Genomic DNA, 18401 nt, shown 5'->3' on the forward strand with positions numbered 1-18401 from the left:
GCGACCCGTTATAGTCAGCTCCTCATATTGAGGAGCTTTTTTATGTTTGACGATTTACCACCTCTGTCTCATCAAGAGCAGCAACAAGCTGTAGAACGTATTCAAGAACTAATGCAGAAGGGTACCAGTACCGCAGAAGCGATTAAGATCGTAGCCCAGCAAATTCGAGCAGAATACGCCGCGAAGAAACAAGACTAAGAAATTACGAAGAGCAGGGCACAGACCCTGCTTTTTTACGCCCCTCACATATATCGCCAAAACAAACAGCTCACCGTCCTCTCACCACACTACCTTAAACAAATTCAACGTTACCACGTCACCCAATAGGTCAAAGGTGGAGTAGAAATACCTGCCATAATAAGTTGGTAAAATTTTACTAACGACAGTTAACTGTCACTTTTAAAATGCAGGCAAAATCACTACCAAAGTACAAAAACTCAAATAAAACCCTTTAAATACAACGACTTATCGTATAATAATCATTCAATCACCACGCCTCTCCTATCTCGTTTTGTAATTTAATTACAGCAACGAATTCAATGACCATATCCGATAGTGAAATATTCTGCAAAAACATAAAAGAGACACCGTCACTTTGATTGGCGGAAAATTAAGACATATAAAATGGTACTTATGAAAACAGTAAGTACTTGCGGACTAAAACCGAACCGAATCTGAAACCGTACTTAAAACAGAAAAAGAGAATGAGTAAACGGTGTTTTTCAACGTGAGATTTAGATGGAATGAGCGCAACTTTTTTCAAAAAATGATCACTGGCCTACATTGATATATAAACGCAATTTTACTTACGTATTACACTGTAACGTTATAAGGTTAAAAGTGAGATGGTGGGGTGAACTATTGATGACGAAGATATGGGTAAAGTTTGCAGTTAATTCTTAAGCCTTTTTCTGCATCATAGATACTCAGTTCGTTAATGTTGAGCGCCAGATAAAGGCGGCAGGAGCGACGAGTTATGTATAGTGTGTCTAAACAATATGTAAGTAGAATCTAATAAGCGCTTAAACCTTTCGATCTAGTTCAGACCTGCACTAATGATGATTTACACAACGCTCGCTGAACCGATACCTTGGGCATGTCTATTGACCTAGACGGCTTCGAAAATGTTACTACATACGTTTCCATGATCAGTGAGAAGCCAACTAAAAAGCCGAACCCTTGGCGATGGGGTTCGGCTTTTTTAGAAGAGTAATCATTCTGAGATAAGTTTGAGCGTATTAAGTTTGGTGTCATCACTTATACGGTTGCTTACCATGAACAAAAGATTCCACACCAAACACTCTAAATGTTTAAAGTAAAAGAACAAATGCCGATAGTTTTTTCCAATCCCAATCGCATCTTGGTGCTTTCGTCGCAATCAATCTTCCTTAAACCTAGAAGCGGTCATAAGACAGATTCACTTGGAAATATTAGGACATTATCGCTTTGGGTTTACACTTTAAGTGCGCATTATGTATATTATGTTAAATTAAGTGTCCGTGTACGCCAAATCTTCTCTAGTTTGGTCTCCTATCCCTCTCAGATTTCAAAATACAACGCTTCCTGTGAGTGCCATTAAACATAACCATGATTTACCATAAAATAGCTAATATGGATCTATCAATCTACGATTGCTCGCTCTGCTATTAGCTCGTTCTCGTACACCAATTACAGATACAAAAAGAGCGTCTGTGTGAGACGCTCTTTAAAATCTTTTGCTTAGTTTAAATTAACCGCCGGCTAATTTAACTGTCATGCCTTTCTTTTCAAGGTGTGCTTTGATCTTGTCACGTGCATCACCTTGTATTTCGATGTTGCCATCTTTAACTGAGCCGCCACAGCCACATACTTTTTTCAGCTCTGCTGCTAGCAGCTTTAGTGGCGCGTCATCTAAATCTAAACCTGATACGATACAAACGCCTTTTCCTTTACGACCTTTAGTTTGTCGTTGAATACGAACAACACCGTCGCCTTTAGGACGTTCGACTTTTTCTTCTTCAGGTTTGATTCGACCAGTTTCTGTTGAATATACGAGAGACATACTCTTATTTCTTTTGCTGTTGTGCTTGCATCGCTTTTTGCTTTGCAACTAAATACGCTTCGATATGACGTTGAATTGCTGCTTTCGCACCTTTAATCAACTTGCCATTGAACATACAGTACCAAGCATTTGGCTCTCCTGTATCGTTCTTTATCGTGTAGCCATTAAATACTTCAGATTGAGGGTTGCCGGTGCTTTGCGTTCGTTGACCTAAAGAAGAAAACTCTTTGGGATCGATAATAGACGCGGTATCACACCACCAATCAATGCTCTTTTTTACCGCCGTTAAACTGCCTTGTAAAACGTGGTTTTTGATTTTAACCCTCCAAACGCTACCATCAGATCCGCCTGATTGCAGGTTAAAACCTCTATAATTTGAAATTGCCATACCACTGAGCCATCTATCTAATGCTTTGATACAATCATAATTATAACCGAACAATATTCAAACACTAATGCCTTACAAAAGTTCGGTTATTCTTATTTCTACCACAAAACGAATGACGGTAACGTTAGTTAGCTTGCAGTATTAATACAATCAGCTAAAAACTCGTGGAACTGATGGCCATTATTTTGCAGCATTTTAGGGAACATCGAAATCGGCGTCATACCTGGGAAAGTATTTACCTCATTCAAATAGATTTCGTTGTCTTCTGTTAAGAAGAAATCGATACGCGATAAATGACGAAGATTCATTTGCTTAAAGATTGTCTGTGAAGCTTCAAGAATCGCATCCACCTGCTCTTCTGTTAAGTTCTTTGCTTCAACTTCTGTCAGCGAATGACTCGCACTGCTGTACTTCTCATCGTAAGAATAGAAGGCACCATCAGGCGCGATTACCTCACCGGGTTTGGTAATGTGCAGTTGGCCATCCATCTCATAAGCTGCGACTTCAAGCTCACGTGGTTTCACTGACTTTTCAATCAACACCTGCTCAGAAAAACCGAAGGCATCGTTGACTGCTTGTCGCAATTCTGACTTTTCGGTGACGCTGTAACACCCAACAGAAGAACCTTGACGAGCGGCTTTGACAAACACTTTTCCCCATTTATCAAATGCTTGTTGCGCTTGCTCGTGGGCGTATTCATCATTACGAGTCAGAAATAAGTATGGAGTGTTTGGGATACCAATTGCATCGTACCAAAGCTTAGATGTGATCTTATTGAAGCTGTTGCTGCTCGCCTCAGGACCGCAACCAAGGTATGGAATGCCAGCGATTTCAAACATGGACTGAATATCGCCAGTTTCACCAGGGAAACCATGAATACAAGGAACGATAAAATCGACGGCTAAACTCGAGGTATCTGAACAAAGTTGTTTTGTGTTCAAGTCTAGGTAAACCAACTCATTTTGGTTTGTTACCCAACCTTCATTTTTGATTTCTACGCGCGTTACTTTAACGTTTTCAATCAAATTTAATTGCTGCTCGACGAAGTTTGCAGACAATAATGAGATCTCGTGTTCCGATGAACAACCACCGCATAGAAGAAGAATATTTTTAATCATGAATCAATCTTTCCGTGATTTTAAAAAGATACTATTCAGTATGATAAACTTTTGGTTAGCAACGTACAGTAATTTTACTGTGAAGAATGCTGTTCGAATAGGATTTAACCAAAGAAAGAAGGGAGCAATTTGCTCCCTTCTTTTTGTGTTATTAGTTGAGTTTATTAAGTGTTGGGTATGCCGAGTTTTTAATGGCATCGATACTCTTAACAAATGGCTTCAACTGCTGAAAATACCCAGGAAGCGTCGATATTGCTTGTTGTGCTTCAGCGCTAGTTGCGTAATCGCCGTAAAGCACCGAGAACCACTTAGTGCCATTGACTACTTTGTAGTTTTCCCAAATAGGTTGGCTGTTTTGTGGAAGCTTGCTCGCGAATTGGTCTACTTTCGCTTGGCTGCCGACGGCAACAACTTGGATGGTGTAACCAAAGCGTTGAATGCTCGCTTGCTTTTTACTTGGTGGGATGATCTTAACTGGCTTCGCTTGATCTTTAGGGGTTAATTTAACCACCTTCTTCTCTTCTGGCTTCGCAGTCATTTTGACAACGGTAGGCTCTACGTCTTTTTCTACCACTGCGTTTTCAGAAGACATAATTGGCTTAGAGACAGCCTGAGATTGGTAGTCTTCTTGGTAACTTTCTGATGTCACGTCAGTGATGTAAGTTTCCGAGGCACAAGCAGAAAGTAGTACTGACAAGCCGATGATTGCGATTTTTTTCATGAAGTAACAAACGCTCTGAACAAATATTACGATAAATCATGCCGATAGCAGGCTATTTTATCAAGCACCAAACACAATAATCTTTGAATTTGATGTGATGAGTGACACAAACTCTACAAGCATGGTTTAGATTTGCACCAATGTCTGGCTTATTCATATTTAAACAGAAAGTTATTCGTTTATGATTGTATAAGGACTAACCACTCGCTTTCGACGTCTATGGCCAAGGAGTAACAATGAACAAACTACAAAAACTCTTCAAACCGAATTCTGTTGCAGTGGTCGGCGCATCACAAAAAGAGCTGCGAGCTGGGCAAATTGTGATGCGTAATTTACTCCAAAGTGGTTTTGGCGGTGCCATAATGCCAGTCACACCAAAATACAAGTCGGTATCTGGTGTCATTGCTTATCCGAACGTAGCTTCCCTACCCTATACACCTGATATCGCGATCCTCTGTACAAACGTTTCTCGTAATAAACAGCTTTTAAAAGATCTTGATGCTCGTGGTACTGCATTCGCTATTGTTATTTCTGACGACGCTGAAAGCATCGATATTTCAGAGCTGAATATTCGTGTTTTAGGTCCAAATAGCCTTGGCATTATTCTGCCTTGGCATAACTTCAATTGCTCTTTTTCTCCCGTTGCTGCCCGACCAGGAAAGATAGCTTTTATTTCACAGTCGGCAGCAGTATGTACAACCGTTCTTGATTGGGCCAACGACAAGAACATCGGTTTTTCTTCTTTCATTTCTATTGGACAAGGTCAAGACATCGATTTTGCGGAACTTCTCGACTATTTAAGTATGGATGGGAAAACCGAGGCCATCTTGCTCTACGTTGATTCAATTAAAGATGCTCGACGTTTCATGTCCGCTGCTCGTGCTGCCTCACGTAACCGAAGAATTTTGGTTTTAAAAGCTGGCCGCTCTAAACAAGCTCGCTCTTTAGATGAAGAAAGCATCGATGCGTTAGATATCATTTATGATTCTGCGATACGTAGAACTGGTATGTTGCGCGTTGGCAATACGCATGAATTGTTTGCAGCTGTAGAGACGCTCACTCATTCGGTGCCACTTCGCGGAGAGCGCCTCGCCATTGTGACGAATGGTGGCGGGCCCGCAGTGATGGCCGTTGACACGTTACTAGAACTAGGGGGAAAACTCGCCTCTCTTGATGAAGAGTCAATCAACCAATTACAAGCCGCTTTGCCCAGCAATTGGCGAGGAATCAACCCTATCGACTTAGCTGGAGACGCGACGAAAAAGCGTTATGTAGATACAATCAATGCCATCATGAATAATGATTGTACTGATGCAATCTTGATCATGCACAGCCCTTCAGCGGTATCAGATTCATTGGATACCGCGAATGCCGTTATTGAAGCGATTCAAGCACACCCAAGGCACAAGCATTTCAATATCCTGACAAATTGGTCTGGCGAACAAACCTCTAGAGAAGCACGTTTGACGTTTACCCAAGCCGGTATTCCCACCTACCGTACACCTGAGAGTGCGGTCGTCGCATACATGCACTTAGTCGAGTACAGACGCAACCAAAAACAGCTGATGGAAACACCAACGACGGCAGAACCACTGCACTCAGGCAGCGTCAACCTTGCCCATGATTGGGTAAATGACCAACTACTGGATAAAACATCAGTAGTACTCGATACGCACCAGACAAGTCCATTATTCGAACAGTTTGGTTTTAAGATGCTACCGACTTGGATTGCCTCTGATGTAACAGAAGCGCTTCATATGGCAGAAAATATTGGGTATCCAGTAGCAGTAAAACTGCGTTCTCCCGACATTCCTCATAAATCTGATGTTCATGGCGTTGCGTTGAACCTAAGGAACAGCCAAGAAGTATCAAGTGCAGCACAAGCAATCCTTGATACAGCGAAACTGAGTTATCCATCTGCAAACCTTCAGGGTCTTCTCGTACAAGGCATGGCTAAGCTTGGTAGTGCGGAAGAACTGCGGGTAAGTATTGTAGTAGATAGCGTATTTGGGCCCGTAATTCTGCTTGGTCAAGGCGGTTCAGATTGGAACATCACCCAAGATGCTGTTGCCGCTTTGCCTCCTCTAAATATGAATTTGGCGCGTTACTTAATCGTGATAGCACTCAAATCTGGCAAAATACGATTACAAAAACACAAAGATGCCATCGACATTACCGAGTTGTCTAAATTCCTAGTTCGAATCTCACAAATGGCGGTTGAGCTACCTGAAATAGAAAGGCTGGATATTCATCCAGTACTTGCATCAGGTAGTGATTTTACCATCATTGATGCCGACTTAACGCTCAGGAAGTACCAAGGGGATGCTCAAGAACGTTTGGCTATCCGCCCTTTCCCTGCTGAGTTTGTGGAAACCGTCACGTTAAGAGATGGGCAACCAATCTTACTTCGCCCAATCTTGCCGGAAGATGAACCCATCCATGCTCAGTTTATTAATAGTGTGTCAAAGGAAGACTTGTACAATCGCTTCTTCTCGGACGTTGGCGAGTTTAATCATGAAACGCTTGCGAATCTAACTCAGATTGATTACGACCGTGAAATGGCGTTTGTTGCTGTTGCTTTTGATGAAGATGGGCCTTCTATCATCGGTGTAGCAAGAGCGTTGATTACACCTGACAATAGCGATGCTGAGTTTGCAATATTGGTTCGGTCTGACTTGAAAGGTAAAGGGCTCGGTAAAGTTCTGATGCAGAAAATCATTAGTTATTGCCAAGTAAAAGGGACCAAACAGATGTCTGGAATGACAATGCCGACTAACCGAGGGATGCTTTCTCTAGCACAAAGTTTAGGCTTCGAACTCGATGTTCAGTTTGCTGATGGCACTGCAGATATGGTTTTGCCGTTAAATTAGCCGTGCTATGCAGATGTAGTTTAAGAGCTCAAAATTGTCACAGCGGATAGAGTATGTGCACAGCAACCCTCGAATCCGACAGAAAAAACAAGGGACGTTGTGCGCGTCCCTATTGATTTCTAAGCGTCTGCTTTATTAGCCACAAGCGTGACAAGGTCACTTTAATTTCCAGTTTTTCTTCAAATACTGAACGCACCATGACTTCGCTTCTCCCATGGCGTTTCTGCGCCAAGCAAGGATTATCTCGATGGGCTGCTCTTCAGTACCTTCGATACGTTTTAGTAGCCCACTCTCAATCATACTCTGTGCGACTTGACTTGGAAGCGTCCCTATACCCAGTCCAGAAGCCAATGCTTCTACTTTTGCAGGAAAGTTGGTCACTGTCAGTCTTGGCTGCTTTTGCATAACATTGATAGACAGCGCTGGTTGCTCTCTTGCCGTATCGGCGATCGCTATCACTCGGTACTTTTCTCTCGCCGCATCATCGAAATCGCCATTGCGCTTATGTACGTAATGATCAGCCGCGGCAACCCAAACCATGCTCATTTTACCGATCTTTTCCGCTTTCACATTATGAGGAAGTGTATCAAGTGCTGGGCACACTAATAGATCAGCTCTGCCTGTATTTAATGATTCCCAACTACCCGCAAGTATCTCTTCTTGCAAGCGCACTCTCGTACTACTCACATTGGCCAAAGCATCCACCATCGGGAAAAAATTGGAAATGGGAATGATGCCATCAAAAGCGACAGTAATGTCCAACTCCCACCCGTTAGCCAGCAAGGTCGCATCATTTACTAACTTTTCACTTGCTTGAAGAATTGCTCTACCACTTTCAAGGATCAGTTTCCCGGCTTCTGTGAAATGTGCTTTATGCCCTGAACGATCGAAGATGATGATATCAAGGTCTTGTTCAAGCTTTTGGATCTGGTAACTGAGGGAAGAAGGAGCACGTTCCAGCTCGTTCGCAGCGGCAGCAAAACTCCCCCTTCTATCAATCGCATCGAGGATATGAAGTGCTTCTAAAGTGATTGGGCTTTGCACATGAACTTCCTTTTATGTGATTTTAATCACAGTAGTGGCATTTGAAATACCATGTTAAAAAATGACTTTAAACAATATAACAGATTGATAATTAAAGACTACCTTTAGCGTAGCACAAATTACTTTTGACAAAAACAACATTAAATAGCAATGGTAATGATAGTAATTACCATTTAGATAAACTAAGATACCGCACGTTGTTATTGCCTATTATGGATTTAAGGTATTGAAGCCAATGTATAAAAAATCAATTTTGTCAGCCTCTATTCTAGTTGCCCTTTCTCAAGGTGCTTACGCTGAAGATACTTCAACATTTAATGAAGTGGTTGTATCCGCTACCCGTACAGAGCAAAACATCAATGATGTTTCAGCTTCTGTTGAATCGGTATCTTCTCAAGATATCGAGCGCTCTCTTTCTAAAGATCTGTATGATGCAGTTCAATACACTCCGGGCGTTGAAGCTACCACTTCAGGTCGCTTTGGCATCTCTGGCTTCAACATTCGAGGCATGGAAGGCGACCGAGTTAAAATCGTTGTTGATGGTGTTCAGCAAACCACTCCATTCAACCCAGGTGGTGGCGCTGTACAAGCTATTTATCCAAACGCGATTGAGCTTGATACACTCACAAGTATCGAGATCAACAAAGGCCCATCTTCAACTCTTTATGGTTCAGATGCAATGGGTGGCGTGGTTGTTCTAAAAACGAAAGATCCATCAGACGTTTTGAAAACAGACGGTGATGAAAACCGTTTTGGTATTAAATCAAGCTACTACTCTGTTGATGAGCAACTCAAGAACACATTAACTTGGGCAATGCGCCAAGGTAACCTTGAAACGCTATTAATGGGTACATACGCTACCGGGAGCGAGCGACAAACTTACGGTGACGGTTCTGATATTGATGGTAGTGATCGCGGATTAGAAAACCCTGCAGACAAAGACCTAAACAACATTCTTGCTAAAGCCTACTACACACTAAATGATACGAACAAAATTGGTGTCGTCTTTGAGCGTTACAATTACCAGTACGATGAAAACAATCGCAGTGGTAACTACACACTAAACTTTGGCCCTATGCCTGGTGTCACTTATGCTGATGCAAAAAGCAGTGATGAGACGACACGTACGCGCTACGGCATTAACTACGAGTTAACGAAAGCTAACCCAGCCTTCGACGGAATGAAGCTAGACTTGAACTATCAGGTTACAGAAAGCGAAAACTCTAACTTCTCTAACGTGACTGATCATTTAGGCTACATTGGTTACGAAGGTGACCGAACTCGCCTGCGCCAAGCTGAAGATAAATCGCTCCAGTTTGATGCACAGTTCGATAAAGTGATTACCACGGACAATGCTATTCATGAGCTAACCTACGGTTTGAACTCTGTACACACTGATTTTCAGCTGACTAACGTTGATATCTTCCATGACAATGGCACAACAAAACCTGGTTCAACCACTATCCCAGACGCAACAGTAACTGAATGGGGCGTTTTCCTTCAAAACAACGCATTCTTACTAGAAGATACGCTTGTTCTTAACGCTGGTATTCGTTATGACTCATTTGAAGCTGACCCTTCTTCAGATGAAGGCTTCACAACTGAACGTAAGAAAAACAGCAACGATGCTTGGACGGGTAAACTTGGTGCGGTATATCACATTAACGATAAGCTAAGTACATTTGCGCAAATCAGCCAAGGCTTTAAAGCGCCAACTGTCGAGCAGCTTTACTACGAATACGACACGGGTGCTGAATTCGTTCCAAACCCAGATCTAGAAGCGGAAAAGAGCCTTTCATACGAGATCGGTTTCCGAGGTCAAAACGACTTTGCTCAGTTTGAATTGACCGGTTTTATCACGCAATACAAAGACTTTATTGACGCTGAAGACCTGCCAAGCATCGATCCAAACAAAGATCGTATCACTATCGTAAACCGTGACGAGGTGGATATTTCTGGTGTGGAATTTAGTTCAACTCTACTGCTAGATGAAAGCTTCTCAGCACCTAAAGGTATGTACACTAAACTGTCTGTGACTTACCTAGACAGCGAAGACAAGTCGACAGGTAAACCTCTTGATTCTGTAGCACCGCTTTCATCAGTCATTGGCTTAGGCTACGACAATGTTGAGCACAACTTTGGTGCCCTAGCCTCACTAAAACTTGCGGCGAAGAAAGACGACTGGTCTGATGAAGACCAAATCGATTCATCAGGTTACGGTGTAATGGACATTACCGCTTACTACATGCCAGTTAAAGACCTGACAGTATCGGCTGGTTTGTTCAATGCGTTCGACAAGAAATATTGGACATACCAGGACGTTCGCAGCCTTGATAACACCGACAACACCGATTTTTACAGCCAACCTGGCCGTAACTGGGGTGTATCTGTAGACTACCAATTCTAATTTACTTTTTAGCGATATAATGAAAAGCGCCTGACAATGTCAGGCGCTTTTTTATTCTATGTAAACTCTTAAAGACTGGAGGTTTAACGCATTTCTGATGCTTTAGACTTTTCTAAGTAAAACATTTCTTCCGCACTACAAAAACAAAAAAGCCAGCATTATGCTGACTTTTTACCAGTACTTTCATTTCTAAAATGTTAAGAAAAGAATGAAAAATGAAAGATTATTGTTTTGCCATCTCTTTCTTCACCATAACTGCTGCTGCAACGATGAATGCGATGATTAAACCAAGTTCCATGAACTACCCCGAATAGTTTAAAGAAAATTTACGACCTAAATTAAGAGTCGGGCATAGTTTAGCACTTCTATAATTACGTGCTACCTTTTAACCACAAATTTACGATTTTTTCCGATTTAGATCAAAAAAGGTGCGATAACGCACCTTTTTGTTACTATTTTGTAAAATGATCACTTTTAGGCGTCTGGGTAACCTTGTGGGTTATTTGACTGCCAACGCCACGTATCACCTGTCATTTCTTCAAGTGTTCGCCCTGCCTTCCAACCCAGCTCATTCGCTGCTTTCGAAGGGTCAGCCCAACACTCAGCAATATCACCAGGACGACGATCCACCAGCTTAAATGGAACCGGTTTACCAGAAGCAGCTTCAAACGCTTTCACCATTTCCAGTACGCTATAACCATTACCTGTACCTAAGTTGTAGATATGAAGGCCTGCTTTGTTACCTACTTTGTCTAATGCCGCAACGTGACCGTCAGACAAGTCCATAACATGGATGTAGTCACGAACACCCGTACCATCTTTTGTTGGGTAATCGCTACCAAATACAGACAAAAATTCACGACGACCTACAGCAACTTGAGAGACGAAAGGCATCAAGTTATTTGGAATACCTTGTGGATCTTCACCAAGCTCACCTGTTGGGTGCGATCCTACTGGGTTGAAGTAACGCAGCAACGTGATACTCCAGTCAGGGTTCGCTTTTTGGAAGTCAGTTAGACATTCCTCGACCATTAGCTTACTGCGACCATAAGGGTTAGTTGCACTTGTTGGGAAATCTTCTGTAATTGGCACTGTTGCAGGATCGCCATATACCGTTGCAGATGAACTAAACACGATAGATTTCACACCAGCGTCACGCATGGCATCGACCAATACGAGCGTACCGTTAACATTGTTGTCGTAGTATTCTAATGGTTTCTCTACGGATTCACCCACCGCTTTGAGGCCGGCAAAGTGAATGACTGCTTCAATGTTGTGCGTCTTCATCGCATCGACTAATGAGGCTTTGTCACGAATATCCGCTTCAATAAATACAGGTGTCACACCGCAAACTTTCTTTATACGTTCTAGTACTGTCGGTTTGCTGTTGTAAAGGTTATCGAGAATAACTGGCGTCATACCAGCTTCAATCATTTGAATACAAGTGTGGCTGCCAATGTAGCCCATACCACCCGTAACAAGTACTTTCATTTTATCATTCCTTCTGACGCGAATCGGGCTAGTTTAAAGGTTTCTAGCCCGTTTTTAAACAGTCTCTGGGGATTCGCAACCCATTAAAATCGCTTGGCCTTTACCCGCTTTCTTTGCTTGGTACATGGCCGTATCAGCGCTTTTCAATATTCTTGTGGCATCGCGTTCATTCACACCGACCAACTTAACACCGATACTGACACCGACTTTCAGTAATGAGCCTCTGTATTCAATCGGCGCACAAATACTCTCGAGTAAGTGCTCAGCGATGCGTGTCACTGCTTTTTGATTCGCAGGGTTCACTAACATCACAAATTCATCACCAGACAATCGCGCAATGAGATCACTGTGTCGCGTGGTGGACGTCATACGCTCAGCAACTTGCTTAAGCACTTCATCCCCGGCATCATGCCCGTAAGTATCGTTGATGGCTTTAAAACCGTCCAAGTCGAGATAAAGTACCGCAAATTCATCTCGTAAATAGCCTGATCTTTGTACCAATTCTTCCAGCTCCAAATGAAATTTGGAACGATTAGCAAGGCCGGTAAGTGCGTCATGATGAGCAAGGTATTCAAGCCTTTCCATTTCCTTTGCGCTCGAAAGATCAGTCAAGATGATCACCATATCATACGCATTATTATCTTCACTTTTCACAATGCGATTTACTTTTGCAAACAAAGGAATGAGTTGCCCGTTGTGGTTTTTCTCAATGACTTCCCCCTGCCACGTGCCGTAGTTTTCGATCGACTCTAAAATGCTTGGCATCATCGCTTGTAACTTGCGCCAACGAATCGATTTGATAAACGGCTTTCCAATCAACTGTTCCATCTCAAGGCCGGTCAGTTTCGTAACGGCGGGGTTTACCATCGTAATAATGCCTAAGTGATTAAGAACCACCAAACCATCCTGACTGCTCTCAAACACACGTCCTGCAACTTTTTGACGATTCATCGCCTCTTCGATGGCGGTTATATCTTGAATCGCAAACAACAAATATCCGTGTTTAGATAGGCGCCGACTCGTAAGGCTCAATTGTTGCTCGTTCAAATCACTTTGTAGATGAATATCGTCACACTCTAATCCGCGACTCAGTATCTGACTCAACTCATTAGGCATTTTGGTTTTTATCAGGTCGCAGATGTTTGCCGTTTCTAAGCTATTGAACGTTTCTTTAAAAATATGGTGAGTCATCTTATTACAATGAATAACCCTTCCTAAGTTATCCGTTACAATGAGCGCATATTGAATAGAGTCAATCACTTCCTCTGAGAACGACTTACGGCGCTCAAGTATCTCTAGCGTGTGTTTACGCTGTTTCTCGCGCTTTTGTGATTTTTCGACCATCACGTTAAACGAAGCGACAAGATCGCCAACTTCGTCTTTTGCTCGATGATTGATACGTCCACTTAAGTGGTGACCGTTGGCGAAATCCTTCAATGCTCTGTTCACTTCAATCAATGGACGAAGTACCCGTCTTTCAACACCAAAGTAAAAAGTCACTCCACCGGCGAATAGAATGACTAAGAATAATAGACCGTCTTGCAGAAGCGCATCTCGGACTTGCATCATTGGTAATTGTGAGAGCGTTACGCGAATCGAGCCAATAACCTGTCCTTCATGAATAATAGGTTCAAGGACGTAGAGGAAATGGGCCGACAAGGCATAACCCAACTCATGCAATCGGCTGCGCTCTTTGACTGAGGGGCTCGGTGCAGAAAAACCATCAAGCGCAAAAACGGCAAACGGCTGATTGTTTTTGTCATACAGCTTGACGAGTGATACGTTTGGCTCCATCAAAAAATCAGCCAAAATGGTTTGTGCTTTTTGTTTGTTCTTTGTAGCGAGCGCATCTTTAATGGAATGAGAGACATCATTAATAAGAACTTTCGTCTGCTCAACGAGCTCATGTTTGGCGGACTGATACGTGATGTATGACGTGTAACTCTGAGATGTAACAAAGATGACCGTGATGAAAGCGAGTATCGGCCATATTAGCTTTGCTCGTATTGACATATATATTCCTGTCGCAAAAGGCAACCCAAAAGACACAATGGTTGCTATGCAAGCTATCACACAAAAAGAAGAGTCAAGACTAACACGACAATCGATGAGAAATGAACCTGTAATTCTCAGATATTAGACTGATAAAACATGATTTTCTTGAAACTTCGGATCATTTCAAATTACTAAACGATCTTTATCGATTATCATCTGCTAGTCTTCTACCTGAAAAATGAAGTTAGTCACTGAACTTAAACGTATTTTCCTGCATTTTACATGCATAGTTCGGATTTATAGAAACGTATGACATTGAATAAACAGCAACTTACACTTAACTGCGACATGGGCGAAAGCTTTGGAGCGTGGAAAATGGGCGCAGATGAAACGGTTATGCCACATATTGATATGGCGAACATCGCGTGCGGATTCCACGCCTCCGACCCAAATGTCATGCATGATACGATTACCCTAGCCAACCAGCACGATGTAGAAATTGGAGCTCACCCTGGCTATCCCGACATTCAGGGATTTGGCCGTCGTAGTTTGGCTATGAACAACGATGACATTACCAACATGGTGATTTATCAAGTTGGCGCGCTGCAGGCACTGTGTAAAGCGCAATACACCGACATTGGTTACATCAAACCTCATGGTGCGTTATACAACGATATGATGGCAAATGACGGTGTTTTCTTGGCCTTAGTCAAAGCGGCCGCATTGTTCAAAGTCCCTTTAATGATCCTTGCTTCACAAGAGAATGAAAAATACCTTGAGATTGCTGATGATTTCGATGTCCCTTTGCTCTTTGAAGCGTTTGCAGATCGACGTTACCAAGACGACGGTTTACTCACTCCTAGAACCCACCCTAACGCGGTATTAAACACAGAACACGCCATTCTTGAGCAAGTTAAAATGCTGGCAGAATCAGGCAGAGTAAAAACGGCTTCAGGCCAATACATTCTCTTAGAGGCCGATACCATTTGCGTACATGGAGACAATGAAGAATCGATCACGTTGATACAAAAAATACGTCAGAGTCTCTACACCGGAGGAAATTAATGAATCAAGGGCAGTTTTCTATCTCACCGATATCAGAGTGCAGTATTCTTATTCGCTTCGAAGAACCTATTACAGTTGAGCACATTGGCGAACTCGCACATCAGATTGTTGACAAGTTAAATATGATCGTCATGAACGTGGTTCCATCTTACCGCACCATCTTGATAGATTATTTGCCCTTTCGAATTCAAGAAGCGTCGATTTTAAATGAGCTTCAACATCTCATCTCTCGTTTCGACGTTCAGTCCATGGACAACAAACAGCCAAATTACATTTCTATCCCAGTCTACTATTCTGAAGAAACCGCTCTTGATCTTAAGCGGTTTGAACTTAAAGGGTTAACGCTGACAGAGCTTATCGAGCAGCACACACAAGTGGTTTATACTGTGTCAGCAATTGGGTTTGCCCCGGGCTTTGCATTCCTTTCTGACGTAGCAGAACGCATTCAAATACCAAGACATCAAACCCCAAGAACGCACGTTCCTGCTGGAAGTGTCGCAATCGCTGACTCTAAAACAGCGGTGTATCCTTCTGATAGCCCTGGAGGTTGGAACATCATCGGCAGAACCCCTATTTCCCTCTTTGTGGATACCCCTCCCTTTATCCCTTTTGAAGTAGGTGACAAGGTCACATTTGGTGCAATATCAAAACAAGAATTCCTCAACTTAGGAGGTATTCTATGAGTCGAATAGGATTATATGTAGAAAAACCAGGAGCGCTCTCTCTGATTCAAGATTTTGGACGCTTTGGCTTAGCTCATATCGGAATCACTCAAGGCGGACCAGTGGATGATTACGCATACAGTTGGTCTAATCATTTACTCAATAACCCTGTCAATTGCTCAGTCATCGAAGTTACTCTCGGTAACGCGAGCTTTAAAGCATTATCGGATTGTCATCTAGCAATTTGTGGTGGGGATTTAAATGCTTCTGTTGAAGGTTCGCCTATCGCCAATTGGTCTGATTTCACCTTAAAAAAAGGTCAAACACTTCGATTTGGTATGGCAAAAAATGGACTGCGCGCTTATCTAGCAGTCAAAGGTGGTTTTAGCGTCAGTACGCATCTTGGTAGCAGTTCAACGGTCGTTCGTGAGGCGCTCGGAGGTTTGCAAGGAAACGGTGAAGCGCTTCAAGTTGGTGATATCGTTGAATGTCACCCTCATCCACTGCCGAATACTAAACCTAAGCAGATGACGTTCCGATTCAAACCTGATTACAACCTACCGATTAAACTAAGAGTGATCGAAGGCTATCAACACGAAGATTTCTCCCAACAATCTGTCAACGATTTCTATTCCAGTCGTTTTTCGATTTCAACGAATTCAAATCGTATGGGCTATAGATTGGAAGGCAAAACGATCATGCCGCCATATGACGGTATTTTATCTGAGGGCATTGCACTAGGCTCAATTCAAATCCCAAATGATGGTAATCCCATCGTGTTGCTGAATGATCACCAAACAATTGGGGGGTATCCAAAGTTTGGCTGCGTTGCGAGAATTGATTTACCGCGTTTAGCACAAGCAAAGCCAGGTCAAGCGGTGAGTTTTGTTAAGGGAGATAGAAAAGGCTTGCAGGATGTTTGGTGTCAGTGGGCTCAGTTTTTCGGGTACTGAGCCCTAACTTCGTTAAACATTATCCATGAGGATATTTGCAGTGAAGTCGAATTTACATGCCGTAGCGCTCAGCTAATGCTTGTGGGTAACCACGTTGCTGAGTGAGCTTGATAGCAAACTGTTCGACTTCTTCTGCGGTCCACTTAACCGCATCAGGATGCTGACTCTCAACATGGCTACTTGGCTCGATATCAAACCAGTATTGCGCCATTTTTTGCGCTGCTAGTAAGGTCGATGAGGCTTTAACCACCTCAACACGTGCATAATTGTTATCTTCAAACGTAACATCAGCAGCACGAAGCACAGGATCAGTACCCGGTATCTGCTGAGCACCAAATAAAGCTTTACCACCTTTTATCGCGGTATTGTAATCTGGGATAAATTGCGCCATGTGCTGAATCGCATTGTCAGTGCGCTCTTCAAGAACCTCTTGCCGCCAACCGTTGCGTATCTTAGAAAGCAAGCGTGTTGGTAACACCGGTTGCGCAGACTCAGCGCTACTTTCGACCAAACCATCATCAAACAATGTGATGCCTTTCGTCATACCATGCAATTGAAAGTAGCCGTTACCGTAAGGCGTCAGTTGCGCCATACCCTTGTCTGTCCCCCGAGGGCCATGGAAGATAACTTCTGGCCACTGCTGATCACACGCTTCCCAACGAGTCACATAAGCCGCTTTAAATTCAACAAGCCGATCTCGTTTTACGCCGATGGAATCATCAACTTCACCGGTTTCGAAGCCGCAAGCATTGATGAGATAGTCGCAATACAATTGCTTATCTATTCCGTCTTGTTGGAAACATAACGACCATGTATCACCATTCCATGACGCATCTTTCAGCTCAGCTTGAGTATATACCTGAACATTCGGAAGCTGTGCCAGCGTCATGTTGGCAACAGCAGCTAATCGGAAAACACTCCAACCATACTCTTGTACTGCGACTACTGGGTACTTCAACGTGTCTAGATCGGCATGTTGTGCAAATGGAATACACCACTCATCGATCGTTTGAGGGTTCTCTGGTTGAATACCGTCAGCTAAAGCTAATAACGCTTCTTTTGAATAGAGCTTGTAATACGCTTCTGGATCTCCCAAAACTTGATTTCGGGCGTCTTGCTTAACAAGAGACTGATAGGCGCTTTTGATGGTCTCTAAACGAGGGATGAGCGTAGTAGGGTCTCCACCATCGGAGTGAGGCACTGCAATGACGGTTGGTCGAATATTCAATGAGTGAGGATACAAACGAATTGTATCAATAGACTGCGTTAAAAGATCTAGGCACTGTTGCTCAGAAATTTCCCGATATAGGTTCCCACCAGCATGTAAATGACAGATAGGTGGACCATTAACGAGCGAAACACCTTTCTCGATCACCGATACCTGAAAACCTAGCTCTGCAAAATGAATAGCAGCGGTTGCCCCTGCAACGCCACCACCGATTACTGCGATATGTTTATCTTTACGATTTGGAAACTCAGACTTCATTGCTTCACTGAAATTTTTATAAGGAGAAATCTTTACTTAATGTTGATTCTACTCGCCTTTGAGCATGATTAAAATCACAAAAAGTTCATGGGTTTGCATTTGTTAACGATATACGTCAAAAGTTACTTTTAAGAGCAAAAAATTTCGCAAAAAAATGCTT

Annotated in this window: 14 protein-coding genes; 6 read left to right on the forward strand and 8 right to left on the reverse strand. The window is 42.8% G+C overall.

All coding sequences use genetic code 11. The features are described from left to right. Positions 1-42 precede the first annotated feature (42 nt). Positions 43-198, forward strand: a complete 156-nt coding sequence (locus tag C1S74_RS22360; protein ID WP_080774323.1) for a YoaH family protein — start codon at positions 43-45, stop codon at positions 196-198. Positions 199-1729: 1531 nt separating this feature from the next. Here the strand turns inward: C1S74_RS22360 and yciH are convergent. The 4 genes from yciH to C1S74_RS22380 form a co-directional block, all read right to left on the reverse strand. After that, complete coding sequence (gene yciH, locus C1S74_RS22365) at positions 1730-2041, reverse strand: stress response translation initiation inhibitor YciH (RefSeq protein WP_045401820.1); 312 nt, start codon at positions 2039-2041, stop codon at positions 1730-1732. Between the two features lie 4 nt (positions 2042-2045). Then, a complete protein-coding gene (locus C1S74_RS22370) occupies positions 2046-2429 on the reverse strand; it encodes a DUF3319 domain-containing protein (protein WP_045401822.1) in 384 nt (127 codons plus the stop codon). Positions 2430-2557: 128 nt separating this feature from the next. Next, on the reverse strand, positions 2558-3547 hold the full coding sequence (locus tag C1S74_RS22375) for a D-alanine--D-alanine ligase (protein WP_045401824.1): 990 nt from the start codon (positions 3545-3547) through the stop codon (positions 2558-2560). Between the two features lie 151 nt (positions 3548-3698). After that, complete coding sequence (locus C1S74_RS22380; protein WP_045401827.1) at positions 3699-4268, reverse strand: SPOR domain-containing protein; 570 nt, start codon at positions 4266-4268, stop codon at positions 3699-3701. Between the two features lie 236 nt (positions 4269-4504). Here C1S74_RS22380 and C1S74_RS22385 point away from each other — a divergent pair, with 236 nt between their 5' ends. Continuing rightward, complete coding sequence (locus tag C1S74_RS22385; RefSeq protein ID WP_045401829.1) at positions 4505-7138, forward strand: bifunctional acetate--CoA ligase family protein/GNAT family N-acetyltransferase; 2634 nt, start codon at positions 4505-4507, stop codon at positions 7136-7138. A gap of 156 nt (positions 7139-7294) precedes the next feature. Here C1S74_RS22385 and C1S74_RS22390 read toward each other — a convergent pair whose 3' ends face one another. Continuing rightward, complete coding sequence (locus C1S74_RS22390) at positions 7295-8182, reverse strand: LysR substrate-binding domain-containing protein (RefSeq protein WP_045401832.1); 888 nt, start codon at positions 8180-8182, stop codon at positions 7295-7297. Positions 8183-8417: 235 nt separating this feature from the next. On the opposite strand from C1S74_RS22390, the gene C1S74_RS22395 reads away from it, so the two are divergent. Beyond that, positions 8418-10589 (forward strand): TonB-dependent hemoglobin/transferrin/lactoferrin family receptor, encoded by a 2172-nt coding sequence (locus C1S74_RS22395; protein WP_045401835.1) that lies wholly within the window; start codon positions 8418-8420, stop codon positions 10587-10589. A 474-nt stretch (positions 10590-11063) separates the two neighbouring features. Here the strand turns inward: C1S74_RS22395 and galE are convergent, their stop codons facing one another. Both galE and C1S74_RS22410 read right to left on the reverse strand, forming a co-directional pair. Next, entirely contained in the window at positions 11064-12080 is a 1017-nt protein-coding gene (galE, locus tag C1S74_RS22405) for a UDP-glucose 4-epimerase GalE (RefSeq protein ID WP_038870736.1), read from the reverse strand. 54 nt (positions 12081-12134) lie between these two features. Continuing rightward, the gene (locus C1S74_RS22410; protein WP_045401837.1) at positions 12135-14093 is read right to left on the reverse strand and encodes a diguanylate cyclase domain-containing protein; all 1959 of its coding nucleotides are present in this window, start codon (positions 14091-14093) and stop codon (positions 12135-12137) included. A gap of 291 nt (positions 14094-14384) precedes the next feature. On the opposite strand from C1S74_RS22410, the gene C1S74_RS22415 reads away from it, so the two are divergent. Genes C1S74_RS22415 through C1S74_RS22425 form a run of 3 tightly spaced genes read left to right on the forward strand, consistent with a single transcriptional unit; the run spans position 14385 to position 16755 of the window. Continuing rightward, positions 14385-15140: a 5-oxoprolinase subunit PxpA gene (locus C1S74_RS22415; protein ID WP_045401840.1), complete on the forward strand. Its 756-nt coding sequence runs from the start codon at positions 14385-14387 to the stop codon at positions 15138-15140. Continuing rightward, positions 15140-15823, forward strand: a complete 684-nt coding sequence (locus tag C1S74_RS22420; RefSeq protein WP_045401842.1) for a 5-oxoprolinase subunit B family protein — start codon at positions 15140-15142, stop codon at positions 15821-15823. The genes C1S74_RS22415 and C1S74_RS22420 overlap by 1 nt, the downstream gene beginning before the upstream one ends. Beyond that, complete coding sequence (locus C1S74_RS22425) at positions 15820-16755, forward strand: 5-oxoprolinase subunit C family protein (RefSeq protein WP_045401845.1); 936 nt, start codon at positions 15820-15822, stop codon at positions 16753-16755. The genes C1S74_RS22420 and C1S74_RS22425 overlap by 4 nt, the downstream gene beginning before the upstream one ends. 52 nt (positions 16756-16807) lie before the next feature. On the opposite strand, the gene C1S74_RS22430 is transcribed toward C1S74_RS22425, so the two are convergent. After that, entirely contained in the window at positions 16808-18241 is a 1434-nt protein-coding gene (locus C1S74_RS22430; RefSeq protein ID WP_045401847.1) for an FAD-dependent oxidoreductase, read from the reverse strand. Positions 18242-18401: the final 160 nt, after the last annotated feature.

This window comes from Vibrio hyugaensis (assembly GCF_002906655.1).
Classification (GTDB): Bacteria; Pseudomonadota; Gammaproteobacteria; order Enterobacterales; family Vibrionaceae; genus Vibrio; species Vibrio hyugaensis.